Here is a 24,106-nt window from a genome sequence, read left to right on the forward strand (position 1 = left end):
GGCGCGCCCCACTGACTCCCACCCCCCCCCAGCCACACCCCCACACACACCCCCCCCCCCCCGGGGGGGGGGGGGGGTTATTTAGTTTTCCCCCCGACCCGGGGCCGCCGGCCCCCGGGCCCGCGGGCCACGCGCCGCGAAGCCACAGGCCCCCAAGGCCGCGTGGCCTCGGCCCGAAGCTTCCGTCGTCCCGGGGCCGCGGGCCCCCGGCACGAAGCCGCGGGCGTAGGGGCCCCGAGTCCCCGGGCGCGAATCGGTCGTCCCCTGCCCTCGGCGCCAAGCCAGCCCTGCCCCGGTGCGAAGCTGCCGGTCCCCCGGGGGCCCTGGGGGCGGAGCCCCCACACCAACCCCCGGGGTCTGGGGCGGAGCCCCGGTTCGGGAAGGGGCGGGGTGGGGAAAGAGCGCGCCGCAGGCGACCCCGCCCACGGAAAAAGGCCGGGCCCCTGGTTTGCCAGGGGCCCGGCCTTCAGCCTGCCGACGGCTACGCGCTCATCGCGCGAGCGGCCGCCGTCAGTTGTCGTCCTCGTCGATCAGGAAGCCGCGCATCGGCGCCGGCGCCTGCTGCATCGGCTGCGGCGCCTGCGGGCGGACCGGAGCCATCGGCTGCGTCATCGCGGGGGACATCTGCTGCTGGCCACCGTAGGACGGGGCACCGCCCATGGACGGCGCGCCGCCCATCGTGCCGTTGCCGCCGTACGACGGGGCGCTCGCGCCCGCCGAAGCCATCGACGGGGCCGGCGGCAGCGAAGCCGTGGCCGGCGTCCGCGGCGGGGCCAGCGAGTCGTCCGCCTGGGTCTCCAGCTGACGCAGCTGCGACTCGAGGTAGGACTTCAGACGCGTGCGGTACTCGCGCTCGAAGCCACGCAGGTCCTCGACCTTGCGCTCCAGCGTGGCGCGAGCGGACTCCAGCGAGCCCATCGCGACGCGGTGCTTCTCCTGCGCGTCCCGCTCCAGCGCGTCCGCCTTGGCGCGGGCGTCCCGCTCCAGGCCCTCGGCGCGCGAGCGCGCCTCGCCGACGATCTTGTTGGCCTCGGAACGGGCCTCCGCGATCGCCTGGTCGGCCGTCTGCTGGGCCAGCGAGAGGACACGCGCGGCGCTGTCGCCACCGGGACCCTGCTGCGGCTGCTGCATCGGCTGCTGCATCTGCTGCTGCGGGTGACCCATGGGGCCGCCCATCGGCTGACCCATCGGACCGCCCTGCATCTGGCCGGGGCCGGGGCCCATCGGACCACCCTGCATCGGGCCGGGGCCGTGGCCACCAGGACCGGCGGGGAGCTGCGGCGCACCGGACGGCAGCTGCGGCGGGCCCATCTGCGGGGGCTGCTGCTGGACCGGCGGTCCGGATATGGCGGCGGGCACGGGGGCACCGGGACCGACGGGACGATCCTGCTGCTCCGGCGGCTTGCGCATACCCTGCTGCTGCTGGTTCTGCGCGGCGGCACGCGTCGCCGCGGCCAGCTTGGCGCGCAGGTCCTCGTTCTCGCGGAGCAGGCGGGTCAGTTCGGCTTCGACCTCGTCGAGGAAGGCATCGACCTCGTCCTCGTCATAGCCTTCTCGAAGGCGGACGGTCGTGAACTGCTTGTTCCGCACGTCCTCGGGGGTCAGCGGCATCTCTTCTTCACCTCTACGTAGTCGTCGGCAGTCGGCAAGACCGTATCGTCCACATTCACCTCGCGAAGCTGCTCACGATGGAGATCAGGATGTAGACGATGATCATCAGAACGAAGAAGGACAGGTCGAGTGCCACGCCCCCGAGACGCAGCGGCGGAATGAACCGCCGCAGAAGCTTGAGCGGTGGATCGGTGACAGTGTAGGTGGCCTCCAGAACGACCACCATCGCCTTACCGGGTTGCCATGAACGGGCGAACTGGAAGACGTAGTCCATGACCAATCGGAAGATCAGCACGATGAGGAAGCACATCAGAGCGATGTAGACCACTTGTAGTGCGACGCCCATCCCGCGCTTCCCTCTCCCCTGGCTCTCGTGCTCTCGCTTGTCCGGCCTCGCGGCCGGGCCGTTCCGGTCTCGTAGTTCTCAGCTCTGGTTGAAGAATCCGCCCTCTGCGATGCGGGCCTTGTCCTCCGCCGTGACATCGACGTTAGCAGGCGACAACAGGAACACCTTCTGCGTCACGCGCTCAATGCTGCCATGGAGCCCGAAGACGAGTCCGGCGGCAAAGTCGACAAGTCGCTTCGCATCGGTGTCGTCCATCTCCGTGAGGTTCATGATCACGGGGGTGCCCTCGCGGAAGTGTTCCCCGATGGTACGGGCCTCGTTGTACGTCCTGGGGTGCAGCGTCGTGATGCGGTAGGGCTCCCGCTCGGACACAACCTTGGGCATGATCACCGGTGCGTTCTTCTCCATGCTCGGACGTTCGGGTGTGATGGATGCCACGGGGGCAATTCGGGCCGGGCGTCCGTTCTCGGCGAGTACCGGGACAGAATGGGACACCGGTTCACGCGGGGCCGGCGGCTGCACCACTCGTACCGGTTCCTCCCGCTCGATCTGCCGCGGGGGCTGGTGGCGCCGTTCACGCTCGGGCTCGGGTTCCAGCTCGGGTTCGAAGTCGTCGTCGGGGTCGAAACCCCGGCCGTCGTACCCATCGTCCTCCACGAGGCCGAGGTAGACCGCCATCTTGCGCATCGCGCCGGCCATTCTCTGAGTCCTCCGCTCTGTGGTGGATCGGCATCGTCACCAAGTGCCCGCGATCCACGGGGTCTGCCCGCCGATCAGCGGGAATGACCATATTTTCTGCTGTGGTCCGACTTGCTTCGCGACGTTACCCGAGCCTGGGGCGGACACCCAGTACCGCCGTACCGATGCGCACATGTGTCGCTCCGGCCGCCACGGCCTCCTCGAGGTCCGCACTCATCCCCGCCGACACCATGTTCGCAGCCGGACGGTTCGCGCGCAGGACAGTCGACAAATCCATCAGGCGGTCGAACGCCGCACGTTGGCGCCCCGCGTAGGGGCCGGCGAGCGGCGCGACGGTCATCAGTCCGTCGAGCCTCAGCCCCGGCGCGGCGTCCACCGCGGCGGCCAACTCCTCGATGCCGTCGGGCGACACGCCGCCCCGCTCGCCCCGCGCGCCCGACTCGGCGTCGAGCGCGACCTGGACGAGGCAGCCGAGTTCGCGCCCGGCCTTCTCCGCCGCCGCCGACAGAGCGGTGACGAGCTTCAAGCGGTCGACGGACTGCACCACATCCGCATAACTCGTCACAGATCGGACCTTGTTGGTCTGCAACTGACCGACGAAATGCCAGCGCAGGTCCAGATCCGCGCAGGCCGCGGCCTTGGGGGCCGCGTCCTGGTCCCGGTTCTCGGCGACGTCCCGCACGCCGAGTTCGTGCAGCAGTCGCACATCGCTCGCGGGGTAGGTCTTCGTGACCACGATCAGGGTCACATCCGCCCGCTTGCGGCCGGCGGCGGCGCAGGCGGCAGAGATACGTTCCTCCACCCGCGCCAGGTTTTCGGCGAGTTCCGCCTTACGGTCCGTCATATCAGTCCAACCAGACATATCCCGCGAGTCGCCCCGTGGTGCGATCGCGGCGGTACGAGAAGTGGTCGCCCGACTCGCGGGTGCAGACCTCGCTGGCCCGCCGGTCCCGGATCCCCGACCGCTCCAGCTGGGCGTGGACTCCGGCGGTGACGTCGACGGCCGGGGTGCCCCAGCTCGTCTCCGCGAAGGCCGCCGGCTCGACCGCCGCGACCTCCGCCCGCATCTCGGCGGGCACCTCGTAGCAGCGCCCACAGACCGCGGGGCCGGTACGAGCGGCGATACGGGCGGGGTCGGCACCCAAGTCGATCATGGCCCGCACGGCGGCCGGTACGACCCCGGCGACCAACCCCGGCCGCCCCGCGTGGGCGGCGGCCACGATCCCCGCGACGGGGTCGGCGAGGAGGACCGGGGTGCAGTCGGCGGTGAGGACGGCGAGGGCGAGTCCGCGCCGGGCGGTGACGATCGCGTCGACGGCCGGGATCCGGTCCGTCTCCCACGGCCGGTCGACCACCGCGACGTCCGCGCCGTGGACCTGGTTCATCCAGACCACGAGCGCCGGGTCGAGCCCCAGCTCCTCCGCCACCCGCGCCCGGTTGGTGCGTACCGCCTCGGGATCGTCGCCCACCGCGCCGCCGAGGTTGAGCTCCTCGTACGGAACGGCGCTCACCCCGCCCCACCTGTCGGTGAAGGCGAAGTCAGCGCCGCTCACGGGTTCGAGCTTCTCTATCACTTCAGGAAGTCCGGCACATCCAGCTCTTCGGCCTGGGTGTCCGGGTACGGGCGGGCCGGCGGGACCGCCGGCGGGGTGACCGGCGGCAGCGGGGACTCGTTGACCGCCGGAGCAGGCTCGGCCGGGGCGGCCGGCTCGTCCCGGGGGGCGACGGTGCCGAGGCCGCCGAGCGGGCGCTCGGTGGCGCGCGGTGCCGGGGCCGGCTCCTCGCGCTTGGCCGAGGCGGAGCTGAGGATGTTGTCCCGGCGGGCCGGCGGCTGGCCGCCGTCGAAGCCGGCCGCGATGACCGTGACCCGCACCTCGTCGCCCAGCGCGTCGTCGATGACGGCGCCGAAGATGATGTTGGCCTCGGGGTGCGCGGCCTCGCTCACCAGCTGCGCGGCCTCGTTGATCTCGAAGAGACCGAGGTCGGAGCCGCCGGAGATGGAGAGCAGGACGCCCCGGGCGCCGTCGATGGACGCCTCCAGGAGTGGCGAGGAGATCGCCATCTCGGCCGCCGCCACCGCGCGGTCGTCGCCGCGGGCGGAGCCGATGCCCATGAGGGCCGAACCGGCCTCGGACATGACCGACTTGACGTCGGCGAAGTCGAGGTTGATCAGACCGGGGGTGGTGATGAGGTCGGTGATGCCCTGCACACCGCTCAGCAGCACCTGGTCGGCCGACTTGAAGGCGTCGAGCACGGAGACCTGGCGGTCCGAGATCGAGAGCAGCCGGTCGTTCGGGATGACGATGAGGGTGTCGACCTCTTCGCGGAGCTCGGCGATGCCGTCCTCCGCCTGGTTGGCCCGACGGCGTCCCTCGAAGGTGAACGGCCGGGTGACCACACCGATCGTCAGGGCGCCGAGCGAGCGCGCGATGTTGGCCACGACGGGTGCGCCGCCGGTGCCGGTGCCGCCGCCTTCGCCGGCGGTGACAAAGACCATGTCGGCCCCCTTGAGGACCTCCTCGATCTCCTCACGGTGGTCCTCTGCCGCCTTGCGACCGACGGCCGGGTTCGCCCCGGCCCCGAGGCCGCGGGTGAGTTCACGACCGACGTCGAGCTTGACGTCGGCGTCGCTCATCAACAGCGCTTGCGCGTCGGTGTTGATCGCGATGAACTCGACGCCCTTGAGACCGACCTCGATCATTCGGTTGATGGCATTGACACCACCGCCGCCGACACCGATGACCTTGATGACTGCGAGGTAGTTCTGCGGTGCTGCCACGTCGAAGGCCTCTCGCCTCGAGTTACGTGTCGCCGCTTCGCGGTGGTAGTCGCGCTGCGACGACGGATGCCGATTGGGACGGTCCGAAACGCCGACCCAAACCCTAACGTTGAAGTTTAGGGTTACCAGTGTCTCTGTTCGCTGGACTCTTCCGAACAGGACACTAAGTCGACAAGTGGCGCACGTTCAACGAACACGCCGAACCTCCCGTTTTTCTTTTCACCCTATGTGATCACCCGTAGCGCTGGCCAACCAGGGTGCTGGCCAGCACTGATGAGCGTCAACTCTTCGACGCGGCGGGCGCCGTGGGGGCGCTTACATCGAAGTGCCCCGCTTTGGGCGTTGCTTTCATCAGCGCCGTGAGTACGCGCGCCTTGACGGCACCGTCCTCGCCACTGCCCCAGAGGACCGTGCGGCCGCCGCTGAGCTCCAGAGTGATGGAGTCGTACGAGACGACCTTGACGACACGAGTGTCCCGGGCGATCTTTTCCGGGAGTTCGCCCGTCACGCCCACTGCTTCGCTCAGAAGCCGGTCCGCGTCGAAGCGGCGCAGGCTCGCCGAGGAGGCGATGTCGAGGACGAGCCTCGGCACGCCTGGGGGTGCTTTGTCCACGGTGGCGAAACGGGTTCCGGTGGAGTCCACTTCCGTGAACTTTCCGCCCTTTTCCACCAGCAGAACCGGCTGCCGTTCCGTCACTTTCAGACCGATTCCGTGCGGCCAGGACCGGACGACCTCCACCGTGTCGATGCGGGGCAGTTTCCGGAGAAGTCGCGCCTCGATCGCGTCCGTGTCGACGGAAACGAGCGGGGATCCGATCGGTACGGCGGCGGCCGTTTCCACCTCATGAGGAGTCAGTACCTGCGTGCCGGAGGTGTCCACCCGCTCCACGCGCAGCCAGGACGAGCCGTAGAGCGCCCAGATTCCACCGGCCGTGATCACGAGAACGGCCAGGGCGATCAGCAGGAGGCGCGGCCCGGGCACCCGGAAGCCACTGCTCCGGGTGCCCGTACGGGACGGCCGTTCCGACGACCCCTTCGGCGTTCTCGTGCCGCTCTTCTCGGCGGTCGTCGGTCCAGCCACCTGGCGTCCCCTTCGTCGTTCCGGCTCGGCTCGCCGCCGGGGCGCTCGCCCTTCCGCTTACGCCCCGCGCGCTACGCCTGGCGGCGTGCGGCGATCGCCTCGTACACCATGCCGACGAGCAGGTCGTCGGCGTCCCGGCGGCCGAACTCGGCCGCGGCGCGGGACATCTCGTACAGCCGGTGCGGATCGGCGAGTACGGGCAGTACGTTGCCCTGCACCCACTGCGGCGACAGTTCCGCATCGTCGACGAGGAGACCGCCGCCCGCCTTGACCACCGGCTGGGCGTTGAGCCGCTGTTCGCCGTTGCCGATCGGCAGCGGGACGTAGGCGGCGGGCAGCCCGACGGCGGAGAGTTCGGCGACGGTCATCGCGCCCGCGCGGCAGAGCATCATGTCGGCGGCGGCGTACGCGAGATCCATCCGGTCCACGTACGGTACCGGGACGTACGGCGGCATCCCGGGCATGTTGTCGACGCGCGGCACCTCGTTCTTCGGGCCGACCGCATGCAGGATCTGGATGCCGGAGCGCTGGAGCACCGGTGCGATCTGCTGGATGACCTCGTTGAGCCGGCGCGCGCCCTGCGAGCCGCCGGAGACCAGCAGCGTCGGCAGGTTGGGGTCGAGGCCGAAGGCGGCGCGCGCCTCGGGCCGGACCCGGGCCCGGTCGAGGGTGGCGATGGTGTGCCGCAGCGGGATGCCGATGTAACGGGCGTTGCGGAGCTTGGAGTCCGGGGTGGCGACGGCGACCCCGGCCGCGTACCGCGAGCCGATCTTGTTGGCCAGGCCGGGCCTGGCGTTGGCCTCGTGGACCACGATCGGCACCCCGAGCCGTTTGGCCGCCAGATAGCCGGGCAGCGCCACGTAGCCACCGAAGCCGACGACACAGTCGGCCTTGGTGCGCTCCAGGATCTGCTCGGCCGCCTTGATGGTGCCGCGCAGCCGCCCGGGGACGGTGATCAGCTCAGGGGTGGGCTTGCGCGGCAGCGGCACGGCGGGGATGAGGGCCAGCTCGTAGCCCCGCTCGGGCACGAGCCGGGTCTCCAGACCCTTCTCCGTGCCGAGCGCCGTGATTCCCACGCTCGGGTCCTGCCTGCGCAGGGCGTCCGCGAGGGCGAGCGCGGGCTCGATGTGGCCGGCGGTCCCCCCACCGGCGAGTACGACATGCACCGAAATTCACCGCTCTCCGGACGGACGCTTCTTGACGCGCCGTCGCATCGACTTCCATCTCACCCCGGCCCGCCTACCCCAGCCGGGGCGCCGCATGGCCAGGGCCGCTTTCGCGGCGGGTTCCTGTCGCGCGAAGGCGATGAGGAGCCCGACGGCGAACATGGTCGGCAGCAGGGCCGACCCCCCGTAGGAGAACAGCGGGAGCGGGACTCCGGCGATCGGCAGCAGACCGAGCACCGCACCGATGTTGATCACGGCCTGCGCCGTGATCCAGGTGGTCACGCCTCCCGCGGCGTACCTCACGAAGGGGTCCTCCGTGCGTCCGGCCACGCGGATACCCGCATAGCCTAGAGCCGCGAACAGGGCGAGTACCGACAGCGTCCCCGCCAGACCCAGTTCCTCCCCGGTGACGGCGAAGATGAAGTCGGTGTGCGCTTCGGGTAGTTGGCCCCATTTTTCCACACTGGCACCCAGTCCGGATCCGAACCATCCGCCCGAGGCCAGAGCATAGATGCCGTGCGCGGCCTGGAGGCAGGGCGCGCCCTCTCCCCCGGGGTCGGTGGCACCGATGCAGGCGAATCGCTTCATCCGGTTGGCGCTGGTCTTGATCAGCAGGAAGCCGATCGCCCCGGCCACGGCGAGCACCCCGACGAAGAGCCGGGTGGGCGCGCCGGCCGTCCACAGCAGCCCGAAGAGGATCGCGGTGAGCACGATGGCCGTACCCATGTCCCCGCCGAGCATGATCAGCCCGAGCAGCAGGAACGCGCCGGGGACCAGGGGCACGAGCATGTGCTTCCACTGCGTGAGCAGTTTCATGTCCTGTTTGCGGGCGAGCAGATCGGCGCCCCACAGGATGAGCGCAAGTTTGCCGAACTCACTGGGCTGCAGCATGAAGGGGCCGCCCAGTGAGATCCAGTTCTGGTTGCCGCCGACCGCGCGCCCTATCCCCGGGATCTGGACGAGCACCATCAGGAAGACGGCGCCGACCAGGATCGGGTACGCGAGCGCCCGGTGCAGCTTCACGGGCATCCGGGAGGCCACCAGGAGGAGCGCCGTGCCGAGGACCGCGGCGAAGAACTGTTTGCGGAAGAAGTACGAGGGCACGAGGTCGTACCGCAGCGCCGTGATCATCGAGGCGGAGTAGACCATCACCAGGCCGAGGGTGGTGATGAGCAGCGCGGCACCGAGGATCACGTAGTACGCGGTCAGCGGGCGGTCCCAGGCACGGCGGGCCTGCTCGTACATCCGCCGTACGCCGCCGCGCGAGGCGCGCGGGGGCGTGGGGGCCCGGCCCCCGCCGCGTACGGCGGACGGCCGGCGAGTCCCGGCGGTTCTGCTCGGCATGGTCGCTGTCCCCTCCAGTCGTGCCCGGCGCTGCCGGACCTTCTCGCTGGTCAGGTCAGACGCGCCCGGTGGCGGCAAGGGTGCGGACCGCGTCCGCGAACGCCTCGCCCCGCTTGTTGTAGTTGGCGAACATGTCCATCGAGGCGCAGGCCGGGGCCAGCAGGACCGTGTCGCCCGGCCGGGCGAGCCGGGCCGCCTCCTGGACCGCCGCGGACATCGCCCCAGTGTCGGTCCGGTCGAGGTCCACCACCGGTACCTCGGGGGCGTGTCGCGCCAGGGCTTCGCGGATCAGGGCGCGGTCGGCGCCGATCAGCACGACCCCGCGCAGCCGCTCCGCGGACTTCGCGACGAGCTCGTCGAAGGTCGCGCCCTTGGCGAGGCCGCCGGCGATCCAGACGATCGGGTCGTAGGCCGCCAACGAGGCTTCCGCGGCGTGGGTGTTGGTCGCCTTGGAGTCGTCGACGTAGACGACGCCCTGGACGTCCTCGACCAGCTCGATGCGGTGCGGGTCGGGCCGGAAGGCCCGCAGTCCGTCCCGTACGGCCTTCGGCTCGACACCGAAGGCGCGGGCCAGGGCCGCCGCGGCGAGCGCGTTGGCGACGTTGTGCGGGGCCGGCGGGTTGACGTCCGCGACCTCGGCCAGCTCCTGGGCCTGCTTCTGGCGGTTCTCGACGAAGGCCCGGTCGACGAGGATGCCCTCGACGACACCGAGCTGGGACGGACCCGGGGTGCCGAGGGTGAAGCCGATCGCGCGGCAGCCCTCCTCGACGTCGGCCTCGCGGACCAGGTCCTCGGTGGCCTTGTCGGCGACGTTGTAGACGCAGGCGACGGTGTTGCCCTCGTAGATCCGGCCCTTGTCGGCGGCGTACGCCTCCATGGAGCCGTGCCAGTCGAGGTGGTCGGGCGCCAGATTGAGCACGGCGGCCGAGTGGGCGCGCACGCTCGGCGCCCAGTGCAGCTGGTAGCTGGAGAGTTCGACGGCGAGCACGTCGTAGGTCTCCTCGCCGAGGACGGCGTCGAGGAGGGAGACGCCGATGTTCCCGACGGCCGCGGTCCGCAGGCCCGCGGCCTCCAGGATGGAGGCGAGCATCCGTACGGTCGTGGTCTTGCCGTTGGTGCCGGTCACGGCGAGCCAGGGGGCGGCGTCGGGGCCGCGCAGCCGCCAGGCGAGCTCGACATCGCCCCAGATCTCCACGCCCGCCTCGGCGGCGGCCGTGAACAGCGGCTTGTCGGGCCGCCAGCCGGGGGTGGTGACGATCAGCTCGGTGCCCTCGGGCAGGGTCGCCCCGTCGCCGAGGCGGACGGTGATGCCCTCGGCCCGCAGCTCCTCGGCCTGTGCCCGGGAGCGCTCGTCGTCGCCGTCGTTGACGACGGACACGAGCGCGCCGAGGCCGTGCAGGACGCGGGCGGCCGGGATTCCGGAGACTCCGAGGCCCGCGACGGTGACCCTCTTGCCGTTCCAGCTCACTTTTCGGATGCCCATCCCGCGTAGAAGAGGCCCAGGCCCACGATCACGCACATGCCCTGGATGATCCAGAACCGGACGACGACCAGGACTTCGGACCACCCCTTGAGTTCGAAGTGGTGCTGGAGCGGGGCCATCCGGAAGACGCGCTTGCCGGTCATCTTGAACGAGCCGACCTGGATGACCACCGACATGGTGATCAGCACGAACAGGCCGCCGAGCAGGGCGAGCAGCAGCTCGGTACGGGAGCAGATGGCGAGGCCGGCGAGGGCGCCGCCGAGCGCCAGCGAGCCGGTGTCGCCCATGAAGATCTTGGCCGGCGAGGTGTTCCACCAGAGGAAGCCGAAGCAGGCGCCCATGAGGGCGGAGGCGACGACCGCGAGGTCGAGCGGGTCGCGGACCTCGAAGCAGGCGTTGGGGTTGGTCAGGGTCACCGCGTTGGCGCAGGACTCCTGGAACTGCCACAGGCCGATGAAGGTGTACGCGCCGAAGACCATCACCGACGCGCCGGTGGCCAGACCGTCCAGACCGTCCGTCAGGTTCACGCCGTTGGACATGGCCAGGATCATGAAGAGCGCCCAGACCACGAACAGCACCGGCCCGATGGCCCAGCCGAAGTCGGTGATGAAGGAGAGCTTCGTGGAGGCCGGGGTGAGTCCGCGCAGGTCGGCGAACTGGAGCGAGAGCACGGCGAAGGCGATGCCGACGATCAGCTGACCGGCCATCTTCGCCTTGGCCCGCAGACCGAGCGAACGCTGCTTGACGATCTTGATGTAGTCGTCGAGGAAGCCGACGAGCCCCATGCCGGCCATCAGGAAGAGGACGAGGACGCCCGAGTACGTCGGGTCCTCACCGGTGATGACCTTGGCGAGGGCGTACGCGATGAGCGTGGCCAGGATGAAGGAGATACCGCCCATGGTGGGCGTGCCCTTCTTGCCGGCGTGGCCGCGCGGGCCGTCGTCCCTGATGAACTGTCCGTACCCCTTGCGGGCAAGGAGCTTGATGAGCAGCGGAGTGCCGATCAGGGTCAGGAAGAGCCCGATGGCCCCCGCGAAGAGGATCTGCCTCATCGGCCGGCAACCTCGCTCCCGGAGTCGAGCAGTGCCAGGGCGACCTGCTCCAGACCGACCGACCTGGAAGCCTTCACAAGGACGACGTCCCCCGGGCGCAGCTCACTGCGCAACAGGTCGACCGCCGCCTGCGCGTCGGACACGTGCACCGACTCCTCACCCCACGAACCCTCGTTATATGCGCCCAGTTGCAACCAGGACGCTTCCCTGTCCCCGACCGCCACGAGCTTGCTGACGTTGAGTCGGACGGCGAGCCGCCCGACCGCGTCGTGCTCGGCGAGCGATGCGTCACCGAGCTCGGCCATCTTGCCGAGCACCGCCCACGTGCGGCCCCCCTGGGCCTGTGCGGCCCGGCCCATGGCCGCGAGCGCGCGCAGCGCGGCTCGCATGGACTCGGGGTTCGCGTTGTAGGCGTCGTTGACGATCGTCACGCCGTCCGGACGCTCGGTGACCTCCATGCGCCAGCGCGACAGGGTGCCTGCCTCGGAGAGCGCGGTGGCGATCTCCTCGACGGCCATGCCCAGCTCATGGGCGACGGCGGCCGCGGCGAGCGCGTTCGACACGTGGTGCTCACCGTACAGGCGCAAGGTCACGTCACTGCACCCGGTGGGTGTGTGAAGACTGAAAGAGGGCTGTCCGTTCTCTGTGAGCCGGACATTCTCGGCACGTACGTCGGATTCGCGTGCCTCTCCGAACAGGATCACGCGCGCGTGGGTGCGCGCGGCCATGGCCCGGACGAGCGGGTCGTCGGCGTTGAGGACCGCCACGCCGCCCTTGTCGGCCGGCGGGAGCGCCTCGACGAGTTCGCCCTTCGCCTGGGCGATCTGCTCGCGGCCGCCGAACTCGCCGATGTGGGCGGTGCCCACGTTCAGGACGAGTCCGATGCGCGGCGGGGTCAGTCCGGTGAGGTAGCGGATATGACCGATGCCGCGCGCACCCATCTCGAGGACCAGGTGCTGGGTCTCGTCGCTCGCGCGCAGCGCCGTCAGCGGCAGCCCGATCTCGTTGTTGAGGGAGCCGGGCGTCCAGACGGTGGGCGCGTGGCGCTGCAGGACCTGGGCGATCAGGTCCTTGGTGGAGGTCTTGCCGGCGGAGCCGGTGAGCGCGACGACATCGGTGCCGAGGCGTTCGACGACGGCACGGGCGAGGGCGCCGAGCGCCGCCTGGACGTCGTCCACGACGATGGCGGGCATGCCGACGGGGCGGGCGGCCAACACGGCCACCGCGCCCGCTTCGACGGCACGGGTCGCGTAGTCGTGGCCGTCGACCTGTTCACCGGCGAAGGCGGCGAACAGGCTGCCGGGCTTCACCTCACGGGAGTCGATGACGACGGGACCGGTGACCTGGACGGCCGGATCCGGTATGTCGTACGACTGCCCGCCGACGATTTCGGCGATCTCGGCGAGGGAGAGGGCGATCACTGCTTCATCCCTGACTGTTCTTGTGGCTGGCTACGTCCGGCTGATGGGCGCGATGCGCCATGAGCGCTTCGCGCAGGACCAGGCGGTCGTCGAAGGGACGGACCACGCCGGCGATGTCCTGGCCCTGCTCGTGGCCCTTGCCGGCGACGAGCACGGTGTCGCCGGGCTGTGCGCGGGCCACGGCCGCGGCGATCGCGGCGGCCCGGTCGGCGTCGACCAGGACGTCGCCGCGCTCGTGGGCGGGCACCTCGGCGGCGCCCGCGAGCATCGCGGCGAGGATCGCGAGGGGGTCCTCGGAGCGGGGGTTGTCGGAGGTCAGTACGGCGGTGTCGGCGAGACGCGCCGCCGCGGCGCCCATGGGGCCGCGCTTGGTGGTGTCCCGGTCGCCTCCGCAGCCGAGGACGACGTGCAGCTTGCCCTCGGTGACCTTGCGCAGCGAGCGCAGGACCGATTCGACGGCGTCCGTCTTGTGGGCGTAGTCGACGACCGCGAGGTACGGCTGGCCGGCGTCGACGCGCTCCAGGCGGCCGGGGACACCGGGGACGGCGGCGACGCCGTCGGCGGCGGTCTGGGGGTCGATCCCGGCGACGGCGAGGGTGACGATCGCGGCGAGCGTGTTGGCGACGTTGAACGGGCCGGGCAGCGGCGCGGTGGCGGCGATCCGCTCGCCCTGGGGGCCGATGACGGTGAAGGTCGAGCCGACCGCGCCCAGCGCGACGTCCTCGGCGCGCCAGTCGGCGTCCGGGTCGCCCTCGGCGGAGAAGGTGACGACCGGGACGGACGCCTCCTTCGCGAGCCTGCGGCCGTAGGTGTCGTCGAGGTTCACGACGCCCCGCTTGCTGCGCTCGGGCGTGAACAGTCGCGCCTTCGCCCCGAAGTAGTCCTCCATGTCGGAGTGGAACTCCATGTGCTCGGGGCTGAGGTTGTTGAAGACGGCGACGTCGAAGACGCAGCCGTCGACCCGGCCGAGCACGAGGGCGTGGCTGGAGACCTCCATGGCGACCGCCTCGACGCCGCGCTCGCGCATGACCGCGAACAGCGCCTGGAGGTCGGTGGCCTCCGGGGTCGTACGTTCCGACTTGATGCGCTCGTCGCCGATCCGCATCTCGACCGTGCCGATGAGGCCGGTCTTCCGATCGGCGGCGCGCAGCCCTCCCTCGACCAGGTAGGCCGTGGTGGTCTTGCCGGAGGTGCCGGTGATGCCGATCTGGAGCAGGTCCGTGCCCGGCCGGCCGTAGATCTCGGCGGCGAGCTCGCCCATCCGTCCGCGCGGGTTCGCGACGACCAGGACCGGCAGGCCGGTCGCGGCGGCGCGGTCGGCGCCGGACGGGTCGGTGAGGATCGCGGCGGCGCCCAGTCCGGCGGCCTGGTCGGCGAAGTCGGCGCCGTGCAGCCGGGCGCCCGGCAGTGCGGCGTAGACGTCCCCGGGGCGTACCGCCCGCGAGTCGTGGGTGATGCCCGTGACGTCCGTGTCGGCGGGCGTCTCGACACCGAGCCGGGCGGCCAGGTCGCCCAGGGGTGTCGGGCGGGCCTGCTCCGGGCGGGGCGGGGTGGTTCGGTACTGATCAGCGTGTGGCACGGCGGTGAGCGTACCGGGCCCACCCGCCGGGGGGCCAAAAGAGGCCCGGGCCTCGCCGGAGTTCGATTTCCGGTTCCCGGAATCCGGGGTGATCGTGGTCACTGGTGCTCCCGGGGGTTCACTCGCTGTCCTTGAAGATGACCGGCAGACGGGCGGGCTCGCTGCCCGTCGGAGCCACGTGGAGGGTCTTGAGGGCGAACTCCATGACCTTCTTGTAGATCGGGCCGCAGATCTGGCCGCCGAAGTAGTTGCCCTTGGTGGGGTTCTGGATGGCGCAGTAGACCGTGATCTGCGGGTTGTCGGCGGGGGCGAAGCCGGCGAAGGAGGCGGTGTACCCCTTGTAGCGGCCGAGTTCGGGGTCGACGCGGTTGGCGGTTCCGGTCTTGCCCGCGACCCGATAGCCGGGAATGCGGGCCTTGGTGCCGGTGCCCTCCTCGTCGCCGACCACGGACTCCAGCATCTGGGCGAGGGTCTTGGCGGTCTTCTCGCTCACGACCCGGGTCTGCTCCGGCGCGGGCGCCGGGGTGAACCGGCCGTCGGGCCCCTTGGTGCCGCGGACGAGCGTCGGCTCGATCCGTACGCCTCCGTTGGCGATGGTCGAGTAGACCGAGGCGGCCTGCATGGCGTTGATCGACAGGCCCTGGCCGAACGGGATCGTGTACTGCTGCGAGGTCGACCAGTTCCCCGGCTTGGCGAGGATGCCCGGGGTCTCGCCGGGGTAGCCGAGCCCGGTGGGGCTGCCGATGCCGAACTTGCGCAGGTACGAGTGGAGGACCCGATTGGACTCGGCCTGGGTCTTCCCGAGCTGGCCGGTGGCGAGGATCGTGCCGATGTTGCTGGACTTGGCGAGGACGCCGTTGAGCGTCAGGTACCAGGTGGGGTGGTCGATGTCGTCCTTGAAGAGCCGGTCCCCGCGGTGCAGCCGGTTGGGGACGACGACATGGGTGCCGGGGGTCGCGACGCCCTCTTCCAGGACGGCGGCCATGGACATGACCTTGCTGGTGGAGCCGGGTTCGTAGGCGTCCTGGAGGGCGGCGTTGCCCATCGCGGCGGAGTTGGCCGCGGACAGGTCGTTGGGGTCGAAGCCGGGGGCGTTGGCCATGGCCAGGACCTCGCCGGTCTTCGTGTTCTGCACTATGACGTAGCCGCGGTCGGCCTTGGACTTCTTCACCTGCTCGGTGATGGCCTGCTGGGCGGCCCACTGGATGTCCCGGTCGATGGTCAGCTCGATGTCGGAGCCGGGGACGGCCGGGGTGCCCCGGGAGCCGGCGGTCGGCACCTGGCGTCCCCCGGACTCGGCGAACCTGATCTTGCCGTCCTCGCCCGCGAGCTCCTTGTCGAGCATCGACTCCAGGCCGCCGGCGCCGCGGCCCTCGGCGTTGACGTACCCCAGTATCCCGGCGGCGAGCTCCCCGTTGGGGTACACGCGCTTGGTGCTGGGCTCGCTCACGATGCCGCCGAGGAGATTGACGCCGTTCCCGCCCTCGGAGCGCGCGGACTTCTTCGCGTAGACCTTCTTGAGGTCCTTGATCTGGTTCCAGACCTGCGGGGTCTGCTTGCGGGCGAGCAGCGTGTAGCGGGACTTGGGGGTGCGGAGCTTCTTGGCGAGGTCCGCGGGCTGCTTGCCCAGGAGCGGCGCGAGGAGCGCGGCGGCCTGCTCGGGGGCGTCCTGGACCTTGCTCTCCTCGGGGGTGAAGAGCAGGGGGTCGGCGATGATGTCGTACGCGTCGACGCTGGCGGCCAGGGCGATGCCGGAGCGGTCGGTGATCTCGCCGCGGTCCGCGGAGAGCGTGTACTCCTGGTAGCGGTGCGCCTCGGCCTTGGCCGCCAGCGCGCTGGCGTCGACGGCCTGCACCTGGAGCAGACGGACGACGAAGGCCAGCATCACGAGGGTCAGTCCGAGGGATACCAGCCGCAGCCGGGGCTTGGGGCTGCCGAGCCGGATGGTGCGCGGCCTCGCCTGCGGCCTCGGGGCCGGCCTGCGCGCGGGGCCCGAACGGGCGCCGGGGCGCGGGGCGGGCCGGGCCTGCCTGCCCTCGGGGGGCCGGGGGCGTGCGGTCCGGGCGGGGCCGGGCACCCGGCGGCGCGGGGGCTCCTTGGGGGGCACTGCGGTCACCTGCCGGAGTTCGTCGGGGCGGGCGGGGTCGTCTGCGGGGTCGCGGTCTTCCCGGGGGTCGCGGGCGGCGGTCCGGTCGGGGCGCCCGTCGTGGCCGGGGGCGTGGTCCGTGGCGGGGCCGGGGTGCGCGTCGGCTTGGGCGCGGCCGCCTTGGAGGGCTCGCCGAGGACCTTGCCGTCCGGGGCGAGGAAGGCGGGGCTGCCGCCGGGGACCATGCCGAGCTCACGGGCCCGGCGCTCCAGCGCGTCGGGAGCGGAGCGGTCGTCCACGTCCCGCTGGAGGGCCTGCTCCTCGTCGGTGAGCTCCGTGGTCCGGTTCTTGAGGTCGCGCAGCTTGAACGAGCCCTGGTTGAGGGCGGAGTTCAGCAGCAGGAGGGTGATGAGCCCGCCGCCGAGCAGGACCACGACGAGCAGGACGAAGGGGGTACGGGCGGCGGTACTGGGCCCCGAGGGCATGAGCCGCCCGAGCCGCGCCGCCCGCCCTTTGAGCGGCCCCTTCGTCGTCATGCCCCTCCTCCCTCGCTCTCCCCCGGAGCTACCGCCCGGGCGGTACCCCCATCTCCGCCCGCGAGGCGCGGAGGCGCGGGCATCGTCGTCGTCTGCGGCCCGGTGGCCTCGCGTGCGTCGCTCACTGGAGCACGTCCTCCCGGATGCGCTGCGCTCCTCGGAGCCGGGCAGGGGCCGCGCGGCGGTTCTCGGCGATCTCCTCCTCCGTGGGGAGTTCGGCGCCGCGGGTGAGCAGTTTCAGGCGGGGCTGGTACTGCTCGGGGACGACCGGCAGGCCGGGCGGGGCGGTGTTCGCCGCGCCGGCCGCGAAGACCTGCTTGACCAGCCGGTCCTCCAGGGAGTGGTACGACAGGACCGCGATCCGGCCGCCCACCGCGATCGCCTTCACCGCGGCCGGGATCGCCCGCTCCAGGACGGTCAGCTCGCCGTTGACCTCGATGCGCAGGGCCTGGAAGGTGCGCTTGGCGGGGTTGCCGCCGGTGCGCTTGGCCGCCTGCGGCAGGGAGTCGCGGATCAGCTCGACCAGGCGGGCGCTGTTGGTGAACGGCTCCTTCTCGCGCTCGCGCACGATCGCGGAGACGATCCTCTTGGCCTGCTTCTCCTCGCCGTACGCACGAAGGATGCGGACCAGCTCGCCGGCCGGGTAGGTGTTGAGGACCTCCGCCGCGCTGACCCCGGTCGTCTGGTCCATGCGCATGTCGAGCGGGGCGTCCTGCGCGTAGGCGAAGCCCCGGTCGGCCTCGTCGAGCTGCATGGAGGAGACGCCCAGGTCGAAGAGGATGCCGTCGACCTTCGGGATGCCGAGCCGGTCGAGGACCTCGGGCAGCTCGTCGTAGACCGCGTGGACGAGCGTGGCGCGCTCACCGTAGGGGGCGAGCCGCTCCCCGGAGAGGCGCAGCGCCTCCTTGTCCCGGTCGAGGGCGACGAGCCGCGCCTCGGGGAAGCGGCGGAGGAGCGCCTCGCTGTGACCACCGAGGCCGAGGGTGCAGTCGACGACCACCGCACCGGGGCGCTCCAGGGCCGGGGCCAACATGTCCAGGCACCGCTGGAGCATCACCGGGACGTGTCGGTCGTTGCTCAATTGCGCCCTCTCAGAATTCGGCTCAGATTCGGCGCGGCCGCTACGCATCCGCCGCACTCGCGGGGGAGAAACTGCGGAAATCGCTCATTGTCTCCGTGAACTTCGCGTCACTTTAGTCCACTGGACCCAGCGGTCAATCAACCGGCTGGCGCGTCGCGCGGGCCGTCGAGAGGAGTCGGGCATTCCCGACAGCTCACTCGAATGGGCCCGCTCTTCTCATGCCTGTGGGTTAGCTCACAACAAGGCTCATTGACGTTCTTTGTCCGCTCTCACGACGGGCCGCGACGTCCTGTGACCACTACCGTCATAGACATGTCGACCTCAGCGCACCCCTCCGCAGACGCCGCCGACGTGATACGTACCGGTGGGACCGTCACCGACCGACTCGTCGAGGCCAATGAGCGATACGCGTCCCGCTTCACCGATCCCGGCATGGACGCCAAGCCCGTCCTGCAGGTGGCCGTGGTGGCCTGCATGGACGCCCGTCTCGACCTGCATGCCGCGCTCGGCCTGGAGCTCGGCGACTGCCACACCATCCGCAACGCGGGCGGCGTGGTCACCGACGACGTGATCCGCTCGCTCACGATCAGCCAGCGCGCCCTGAAGACGCGCAGCGTGGTACTCATCCACCACACCGGCTGCGGCCTGGAATCGCTCACCGAGGACTTCCGGCACGAGCTGGAGATGGAGGTCGGCCAGCGGCCGGCCTGGGCGGTGGAGGCCTTCCGCGACGTCGAGCAGGACGTCCGGCAGTCGATGCAGCGCGTGCGGACCTCGCCGTTCCTGCTGCACACCGACGACGTCCGCGGTTTCGTCTTCGACGTGACCACGGGTCTGCTGCGCGAGATCGACCCCTCCTGATTCGCGGGGCACAACACGGCAAACCCCGGCATATCGCTCGCACTTGTCCACAGGCAAGTGACACAACCCCGCAGAGGCAACAAGAATGCTCGGGTGACACCCCCCGAACGAACCGCGGGGGCAGGTGTCGGTGTTTTCGTAGGGGCCGAGGAGGGCCGGGTGACGACCTATGACGATCGAGCGAGCCTCACAGATCTGACCACCACAGCGGAGCGTGTCCGCAGGTCGGTGGAGGGTGTGATCGAGGGCAAGCCTGAGGTCGTACGGCTTTCGCTGACCGTGCTGCTCGCCGAGGGGCATCTTCTGATCGAGGATGTCCCCGGCGTCGGCAAGACGATGCTGGCCAAGACGCTGGCGCGGTCCATCGACTGTTCGGTGCGCCGTATCCAGTTCACGCCCGACCTGCTGCCGTCGGACATCACCGGCGTGTCGATCTTCGACCAGCAGCGGCGGGACTTCGAGTTCAAGCCGGGCGCGATCTTCGCCCAGATCGTGATCGGCGACGAGATCAACCGCGCCTCGCCGAAGACCCAGTCCGCGCTCCTGGAGTCCATGGAGGAGCGACAGGTCACCGTCGACGGGCAGACGTACGAGCTGCCGAGCCCGTTCATGGTCGTGGCCACGCAGAACCCGGTGGAGATGGAGGGCACGTACCCGCTCCCCGAGGCACAGCGTGACCGCTTCATGGCGCGCGTCTCGATCGGCTACCCCAGCGCCGAGGCCGAGCTCCAGATGCTCGACATCCACGGGGCGGTCAACCCGCTCGACGACCTGCAGCCCGTCGCGCACGCCCACGACATCGTGAAGCTGATCGAGGCGGTGCGCGGCGTCCATGTCGCCGACGCGGTGCGCCGGTACGCCGTCGACATCGTCGCCGCGACCCGTAACCACGCGGATCTGCGGCTCGGCGCCTCGCCGCGTGCCACGCTCCACCTGCTGCGCGCCGCCAAGGCGTCCGCCGCGCTCAGCGGCCGCGAGTACGTCCTGCCGGACGACCTCCAGGCGCTGGCCGTGCCGGTCCTCGCCCACCGGCTGCTGCCGACGGCGCAGGCGCAGCTGAACCGGCGGACCGCCGAGCAGGTCGTGCTCGACATCCTGCAGCGCACGCCCGTCCCGGTCGCGGCGCCGCCCGCCGGCCCGCACTACGGCCAGCAGCCCGGCGTTCGGCAGCTGTGATGGCGACCGCTGCCGCGCCGGAGGGGCAGCGGGGTGACGACCGGGGCACCCCCGCGGGGGGCGACAAGGGCGGAGTGCGGGCCGCGCTCGGCGGGCTCACCACGCGCGGCCGGTCCTTCCTCGCCGCCGGGGTCGCCGCCGCGATCTGCGCCTTCGTCCTCGGCCAGGGCGATCTGCTGCGCGTCGGCCTGCTGCTCGCCGTGCTGCCGCTGATCTGCGTCGGCGTGCTCTACCGCACCCGGTACCGGGTCGCCGGCAGCCGCCGGCTCTCCCCGCACCGGGTGCCGGTCGGCTCCGAGGCCCGGGTCCATCTGCGGATGGACAACGTCTCCCGGCTGCCCACCGGGCTGCTGATGCTCCAGGACCACGTCCCGTACATGCTCGGGCCGCGGCCCCGGTTCGTGCTGGACCGGGTCGAGGCGGGCGGCAGGCGCGAGGTGTCGTACCGGGTCCGGTCCGATCTGCGCGGCTGCTTCCCGCTGGGGCCGCTCCAGCTGCGGCTGAACGACCCCTTCGGCATGTGCGAGCTGACCCGCTCCTTCAGCGCCTACGACACCCTCACGGTGGTCCCCCGCACCGAGTCGCTCCCGGCGGTGAAGCTGGCCGGCGAGGCGGCGGGGTACGGCGACGGCCGGCAGCGCTCACTGGCGCTGGCCGGCGACGACGACGTGATCCCGCGTACCTACCGCCACGGCGACGATCTGCGCCGGGTCCACTGGCGTTCCACCGCGCGCTACGGCGAGCTGATGGTCCGCCGTGAGGAGCAGCCGCAGCGGGCCCGCTGCACGGTCCTGCTCGACACGCGCCGGATCGCGTTCCAGGGCGCGGGCCCCGACTCGGCCTTCGAGTGGGCGGTCTCGGGCGCGGCCTCGGCGCTGGTGCACATGCTGGAGCGGGGCTATTCGGTACGGCTCCTCACCGACACGGGCACCGCGGTGCCCGGCGAGGGCGCCGAGGGCTTCGCCGGTGCGACGCAGGACTCGGCCGAGGCGGCCGGGCTGATGATGGACACCCTCGCCGTCGTCGACCACTCCGACGGGGCCGGACTCTCCCGCGCGTACGACGTCCTGCGCGGCGGGAACGAAGGGCTTCTGATCGCCTTCGTCGGCGACATCGACGAAGAGCAGGCGGCGGTGGCGGCCCGGATGCGGCAGCGCAGCGGTGCGGCCGTGGCCTTCGTCCTGGACAGCGGGGGATGGCTGACCGGCGGCGCGGTGACCGGTGCGGTCGACGAGCGGCTGCGGCAGTTGCGGGAGGCCGGCTGGACGGCGCTGGCCGTGCGCCCGGGCGCACGGCTCGCCGAGCTGTGGCAGCAGGCCGGCGGAGCGCGTGCGGAGACCGCCGCGGGTGACACGTACGGAGGTTGGTCATGAGCGGCCGCGGGCGGCTGACACTGGGCGCCTTCGCCGCCACGCTGATGGCGGCGGGCGCGCTTCTTCCGCTGGTGAAGCCGGCGACCTGGATCTTCACGGCCGCGATCCTGCTGGCGCTGCAGAGCGGGGTCGGCGCGCTGACCCGGCGGGTGCCGCTGGCCCGGCCGCTGACGATCGCGGCGCAGGCCCTGACGAGCCTGCTGGCGCTGACCCTCGTCTTCACCCGGGAGCAGGCGCTGCTCGGCTTCCTGCCGGGACCGGGGGCCCTCGGGGAGTTCGCCGCGCTGTTCCGCGCGGGCGCCGACGACGTGGGCACGTACGCGATCCCGGCCCCCGACACCGAGGGCATCCGGCTGATGGTGGTCGGCGGCGTGCTCGTGATCGGCCTCCTGGTGGACACGATCGCGGTGACCTTCCGCAGCGCGGCTCCGGCCGGTCTGCCCCTCCTCGCGCTGTACTCGGTGGCCGCGGGTCTCTCCGACGGCGGCGCGAGCTGGCTCTGGTTCGTGCTCGCCGCCACCGGCTATCTCCTGCTGCTCCTCGCGGAGAGCCGTGACCGGCTCTCGCAGTGGGGGCGGGTCTTCGGCGGCGCGCCGCGTCCCGGGAGCACCGGCGCGGCCGGGAGCGGGCAGGCGCTCGCCCCGGTGCGGACCGGCCGGCGGATCGGCGTGGTGGCCATGGGCATCGCGCTGGTCGTGCCGGCGGCGCTGCCCGCGCTCTCCGGCGGTCTCTTCGGCGGCTCGGGCGACGGGTCGGGTGAGGGCGGCAAGGGCGGCACGATCTCGGCCGTGAACCCGCTGGTCTCGCTGCAGGACAATCTGCGGCAGCCCGAGGACCGCGAGGTGCTGCGGTACCGGACCAACGCGACCGACACCAGCGGGATGTATCTGCGTCTGGTGGCGCTCGACCAGTTCGACGGCACCTCCTGGAAGTCCTCGGTCCGCCCGATCGGGGACGTCCCCGATCGGCTGCCGCGCCCCGACGGGCTCGGCGAGCAGGTCCGTACGACCGAGGTGACGGGCAACTTCGTGGCCTCGTCGTCGTACGAGCAGAAGTGGCTGCCGATGCCGTACCCGGCGGCCAAGGTCGAGATCGACGGCCGCTGGCGGTACGAGCCGGCCGGGCGGATGATCGTCGGCGACGACGAGCAGAACACGCGGGGCGCCCGCTACACGGTGACGAGCCTGGACGTGCGGCCGACGGCCGCGCAGCTGGCGGCGGCCCCGCCGGCGCCGCCCAAGCTCCTCGCCGAGTACACCCGGGTGCCCTCCTCGCTGCCCCTCGACGTGAAGTCGACGGCGCTCCAGGTCACCAGGGGCGCGCGAAACGACTACGAGCGGGCCGTGAAGCTCCAGGACTGGTTCGCGACGGACGGCGGCTTCCGCTACGACGTCGAGGTCGAGTCGGGCACGGGTGTCGAGGCGATCTCCCGCTTCCTCCGGCAGCGGGAGGGCTTCTGCGTCCACTTCTCGTTCTCGATGGCGGCGATGGCGCGCTCCCTGGGCATCCCGGCCCGGGTGGCGGTCGGCTTCATGCCGGGCACCGCGCAGTCCGACGGCACGATGTCGGTCGGCATCCGGGACGCCCACGCCTGGCCTGAGCTGTACTTCGAGGGCGCGGGCTGGATCCGGTTCGAGCCGACGCCGACGCGGGGTACGACGCCCGACTACACGCGGCAGCAGTCCCCGTCGGGGACGCCGACGCAGACGGCGCAGCCGGAGACCAGCGCCTCGGCGGTGCCGTCCGCGGCGCCGAGCACCTCGGAGAGCTGCCCGCCGGAGATGCGTCGCCTCGGCGAGTGCGGCCCCGACGCGGCGGCGGGCGGAGCGTCGTCCGACGGCGGTGGGGTGGATCCGCTGAAGGTGGCGCTGATCTGCCTGGGCGTGGCGGTGGTGCTTCTGTTGCCGCTGTCGCCCTGGCTGTGGCGTACGCGGGTACGGGCGCGGCGGCTCGGCTCCTCGGGCCGCATGCCCGAGGACGCGTTGGCGAGGACGCTGGCGGCGTGGCGGGAGATCCGCGACACGGCCTGGGACCACGGGGTCGCGCCGGACGACTCGCAGACGCCGCGGAAGACGGCGGCCCGGATCGTCCGTCTGGGCTCGCTGGAAGGCGAGCCGGCGAACGCGGTGCACCGGGTGGCTCGCGCGGTCGAACAGGTCCTGTACGCCCCGCAGCCGCGTCCGGCGACGGGTCTCGTGGAGGAGGTCGCCCTGGTCAGGTCGGGCTTCGCCGCGGTGTCACCCCGCAAGACGCGCCTGCGCGCACTGCTGGCACCGCGCTCGGCCGTCCGGGTGGTGTGGGCGGCGTCGTCGCGCTGGTCGAGGACGACGACGTCCTGGTCGACCAGCGTCCACGCCCTGACGACCCGCCTGACGACGGCCCTCCGCCGCGCCGAACGCTGACCCCTCGGCAGGGCTCCGCCCCACAGCGGG

Annotated in this window: 20 protein-coding genes; 4 read left to right on the forward strand and 16 right to left on the reverse strand. The window is 71.6% G+C overall.

All coding sequences use genetic code 11. The annotated features are described in order from the left end of the window. Positions 1–510: 510 nt before the first annotated feature. The 16 genes from ACFVZW_RS32555 to rsmH all read right to left on the reverse strand — a co-directional run bounded on the left by ACFVZW_RS32555 (position 511) and on the right by rsmH (position 18,264). Positions 511–1,611 carry a DivIVA domain-containing protein gene (locus ACFVZW_RS32555; RefSeq protein ID WP_384529048.1) on the reverse strand — a complete coding sequence of 367 codons (1,101 nt, stop codon included), beginning with the start codon at positions 1,609–1,611 and terminating at the stop codon, positions 511–513. Positions 1,612–1,666: 55 nt separating this feature from the next. Further along, a complete protein-coding gene (locus ACFVZW_RS32560) occupies positions 1,667–1,957 on the reverse strand; it encodes a YggT family protein (protein WP_019885526.1) in 291 nt (96 codons plus the stop codon). A gap of 78 nt (positions 1,958–2,035) precedes the next feature. Further along, entirely contained in the window at positions 2,036–2,656 is a 621-nt protein-coding gene (locus tag ACFVZW_RS32565) for a cell division protein SepF (protein ID WP_384529051.1), read from the reverse strand. A 124-nt stretch (positions 2,657–2,780) separates the two neighbouring features. Further along, the gene (locus ACFVZW_RS32570) at positions 2,781–3,500 is read right to left on the reverse strand and encodes a YggS family pyridoxal phosphate-dependent enzyme (protein ID WP_384529054.1); all 720 of its coding nucleotides are present in this window, start codon (positions 3,498–3,500) and stop codon (positions 2,781–2,783) included. A 1-nt stretch (position 3,501) separates the two neighbouring features. Continuing rightward, the gene (gene pgeF / locus ACFVZW_RS32575; protein WP_384529056.1) at positions 3,502–4,230 is read right to left on the reverse strand and encodes a peptidoglycan editing factor PgeF; all 729 of its coding nucleotides are present in this window, start codon (positions 4,228–4,230) and stop codon (positions 3,502–3,504) included. Beyond that, positions 4,227–5,435, reverse strand: coding sequence for a cell division protein FtsZ (gene ftsZ, locus ACFVZW_RS32580; protein ID WP_384529059.1), 1,209 nt, complete (start codon positions 5,433–5,435; stop codon positions 4,227–4,229). The genes pgeF and ftsZ overlap by 4 nt, the downstream gene beginning before the upstream one ends. 280 nt (positions 5,436–5,715) lie before the next feature. Further along, positions 5,716–6,516 (reverse strand): cell division protein FtsQ/DivIB, encoded by an 801-nt coding sequence (locus ACFVZW_RS32585; RefSeq protein ID WP_384529062.1) that lies wholly within the window; start codon positions 6,514–6,516, stop codon positions 5,716–5,718. Positions 6,517–6,587: 71 nt separating this feature from the next. Next, positions 6,588–7,682, reverse strand: a complete 1,095-nt coding sequence (murG, locus tag ACFVZW_RS32590; protein ID WP_384529064.1) for an undecaprenyldiphospho-muramoylpentapeptide beta-N-acetylglucosaminyltransferase — start codon at positions 7,680–7,682, stop codon at positions 6,588–6,590. A 6-nt stretch (positions 7,683–7,688) separates the two neighbouring features. Next, positions 7,689–9,026, reverse strand: a complete 1,338-nt coding sequence (ftsW, locus tag ACFVZW_RS32595; protein ID WP_384529067.1) for a putative lipid II flippase FtsW — start codon at positions 9,024–9,026, stop codon at positions 7,689–7,691. Positions 9,027–9,081: 55 nt separating this feature from the next. Then, a complete protein-coding gene (murD, locus tag ACFVZW_RS32600; protein WP_384529070.1) occupies positions 9,082–10,509 on the reverse strand; it encodes a UDP-N-acetylmuramoyl-L-alanine--D-glutamate ligase in 1,428 nt (475 codons plus the stop codon). After that, positions 10,491–11,561, reverse strand: coding sequence for a phospho-N-acetylmuramoyl-pentapeptide-transferase (mraY, locus tag ACFVZW_RS32605; RefSeq protein WP_189802264.1), 1,071 nt, complete (start codon positions 11,559–11,561; stop codon positions 10,491–10,493). The genes murD and mraY overlap by 19 nt, the downstream gene beginning before the upstream one ends. Further along, positions 11,558–12,982 (reverse strand): UDP-N-acetylmuramoyl-tripeptide--D-alanyl-D-alanine ligase, encoded by a 1,425-nt coding sequence (gene murF, locus ACFVZW_RS32610; protein WP_384529073.1) that lies wholly within the window; start codon positions 12,980–12,982, stop codon positions 11,558–11,560. The genes mraY and murF overlap by 4 nt, the downstream gene beginning before the upstream one ends. 4 nt (positions 12,983–12,986) lie before the next feature. Then, positions 12,987–14,663 (reverse strand): UDP-N-acetylmuramoyl-L-alanyl-D-glutamate--2,6-diaminopimelate ligase, encoded by a 1,677-nt coding sequence (locus tag ACFVZW_RS32615; RefSeq protein ID WP_384529076.1) that lies wholly within the window; start codon positions 14,661–14,663, stop codon positions 12,987–12,989. Positions 14,664–14,679: 16 nt separating this feature from the next. Continuing rightward, positions 14,680–16,668 (reverse strand): penicillin-binding transpeptidase domain-containing protein, encoded by a 1,989-nt coding sequence (locus tag ACFVZW_RS32620; protein WP_384529093.1) that lies wholly within the window; start codon positions 16,666–16,668, stop codon positions 14,680–14,682. Positions 16,669–16,673: 5 nt separating this feature from the next. Continuing rightward, complete coding sequence (locus ACFVZW_RS32625; RefSeq protein WP_384529079.1) at positions 16,674–17,183, reverse strand: septum formation initiator family protein; 510 nt, start codon at positions 17,181–17,183, stop codon at positions 16,674–16,676. 121 nt (positions 17,184–17,304) lie between these two features. Continuing rightward, positions 17,305–18,264, reverse strand: coding sequence for a 16S rRNA (cytosine(1402)-N(4))-methyltransferase RsmH (gene rsmH, locus ACFVZW_RS32630; RefSeq protein WP_376444636.1), 960 nt, complete (start codon positions 18,262–18,264; stop codon positions 17,305–17,307). Positions 18,265–18,576: 312 nt separating this feature from the next. Between rsmH and ACFVZW_RS32635 the strand changes: the two genes are divergently transcribed. The 4 genes from ACFVZW_RS32635 (at position 18,577) to ACFVZW_RS32650 (ending at position 24,076) form a co-directional block, all read left to right on the forward strand. After that, positions 18,577–19,125 carry a beta-class carbonic anhydrase gene (locus ACFVZW_RS32635; protein ID WP_384529082.1) on the forward strand — a complete coding sequence of 183 codons (549 nt, stop codon included), beginning with the start codon at positions 18,577–18,579 and terminating at the stop codon, positions 19,123–19,125. A gap of 159 nt (positions 19,126–19,284) precedes the next feature. Continuing rightward, a complete protein-coding gene (locus tag ACFVZW_RS32640) occupies positions 19,285–20,301 on the forward strand; it encodes an AAA family ATPase (RefSeq protein WP_384529084.1) in 1,017 nt (338 codons plus the stop codon). Then, on the forward strand, positions 20,301–21,674 hold the full coding sequence (locus tag ACFVZW_RS32645) for a DUF58 domain-containing protein (protein WP_384529087.1): 1,374 nt from the start codon (positions 20,301–20,303) through the stop codon (positions 21,672–21,674). Before ACFVZW_RS32640 ends, ACFVZW_RS32645 begins: the two co-directional genes overlap by 1 nt. Then, positions 21,671–24,076: a DUF3488 and DUF4129 domain-containing transglutaminase family protein gene (locus ACFVZW_RS32650; RefSeq protein WP_384529090.1), complete on the forward strand. Its 2,406-nt coding sequence runs from the start codon at positions 21,671–21,673 to the stop codon at positions 24,074–24,076. Before ACFVZW_RS32645 ends, ACFVZW_RS32650 begins: the two co-directional genes overlap by 4 nt. Positions 24,077–24,106 lie beyond the last annotated feature (30 nt).

Origin of the sequence: Streptomyces sp. NPDC059567 (genome assembly GCF_042735655.1) — a bacterium.
Classification (GTDB): Bacteria; Actinomycetota; Actinomycetes; order Streptomycetales; family Streptomycetaceae; genus Streptomyces.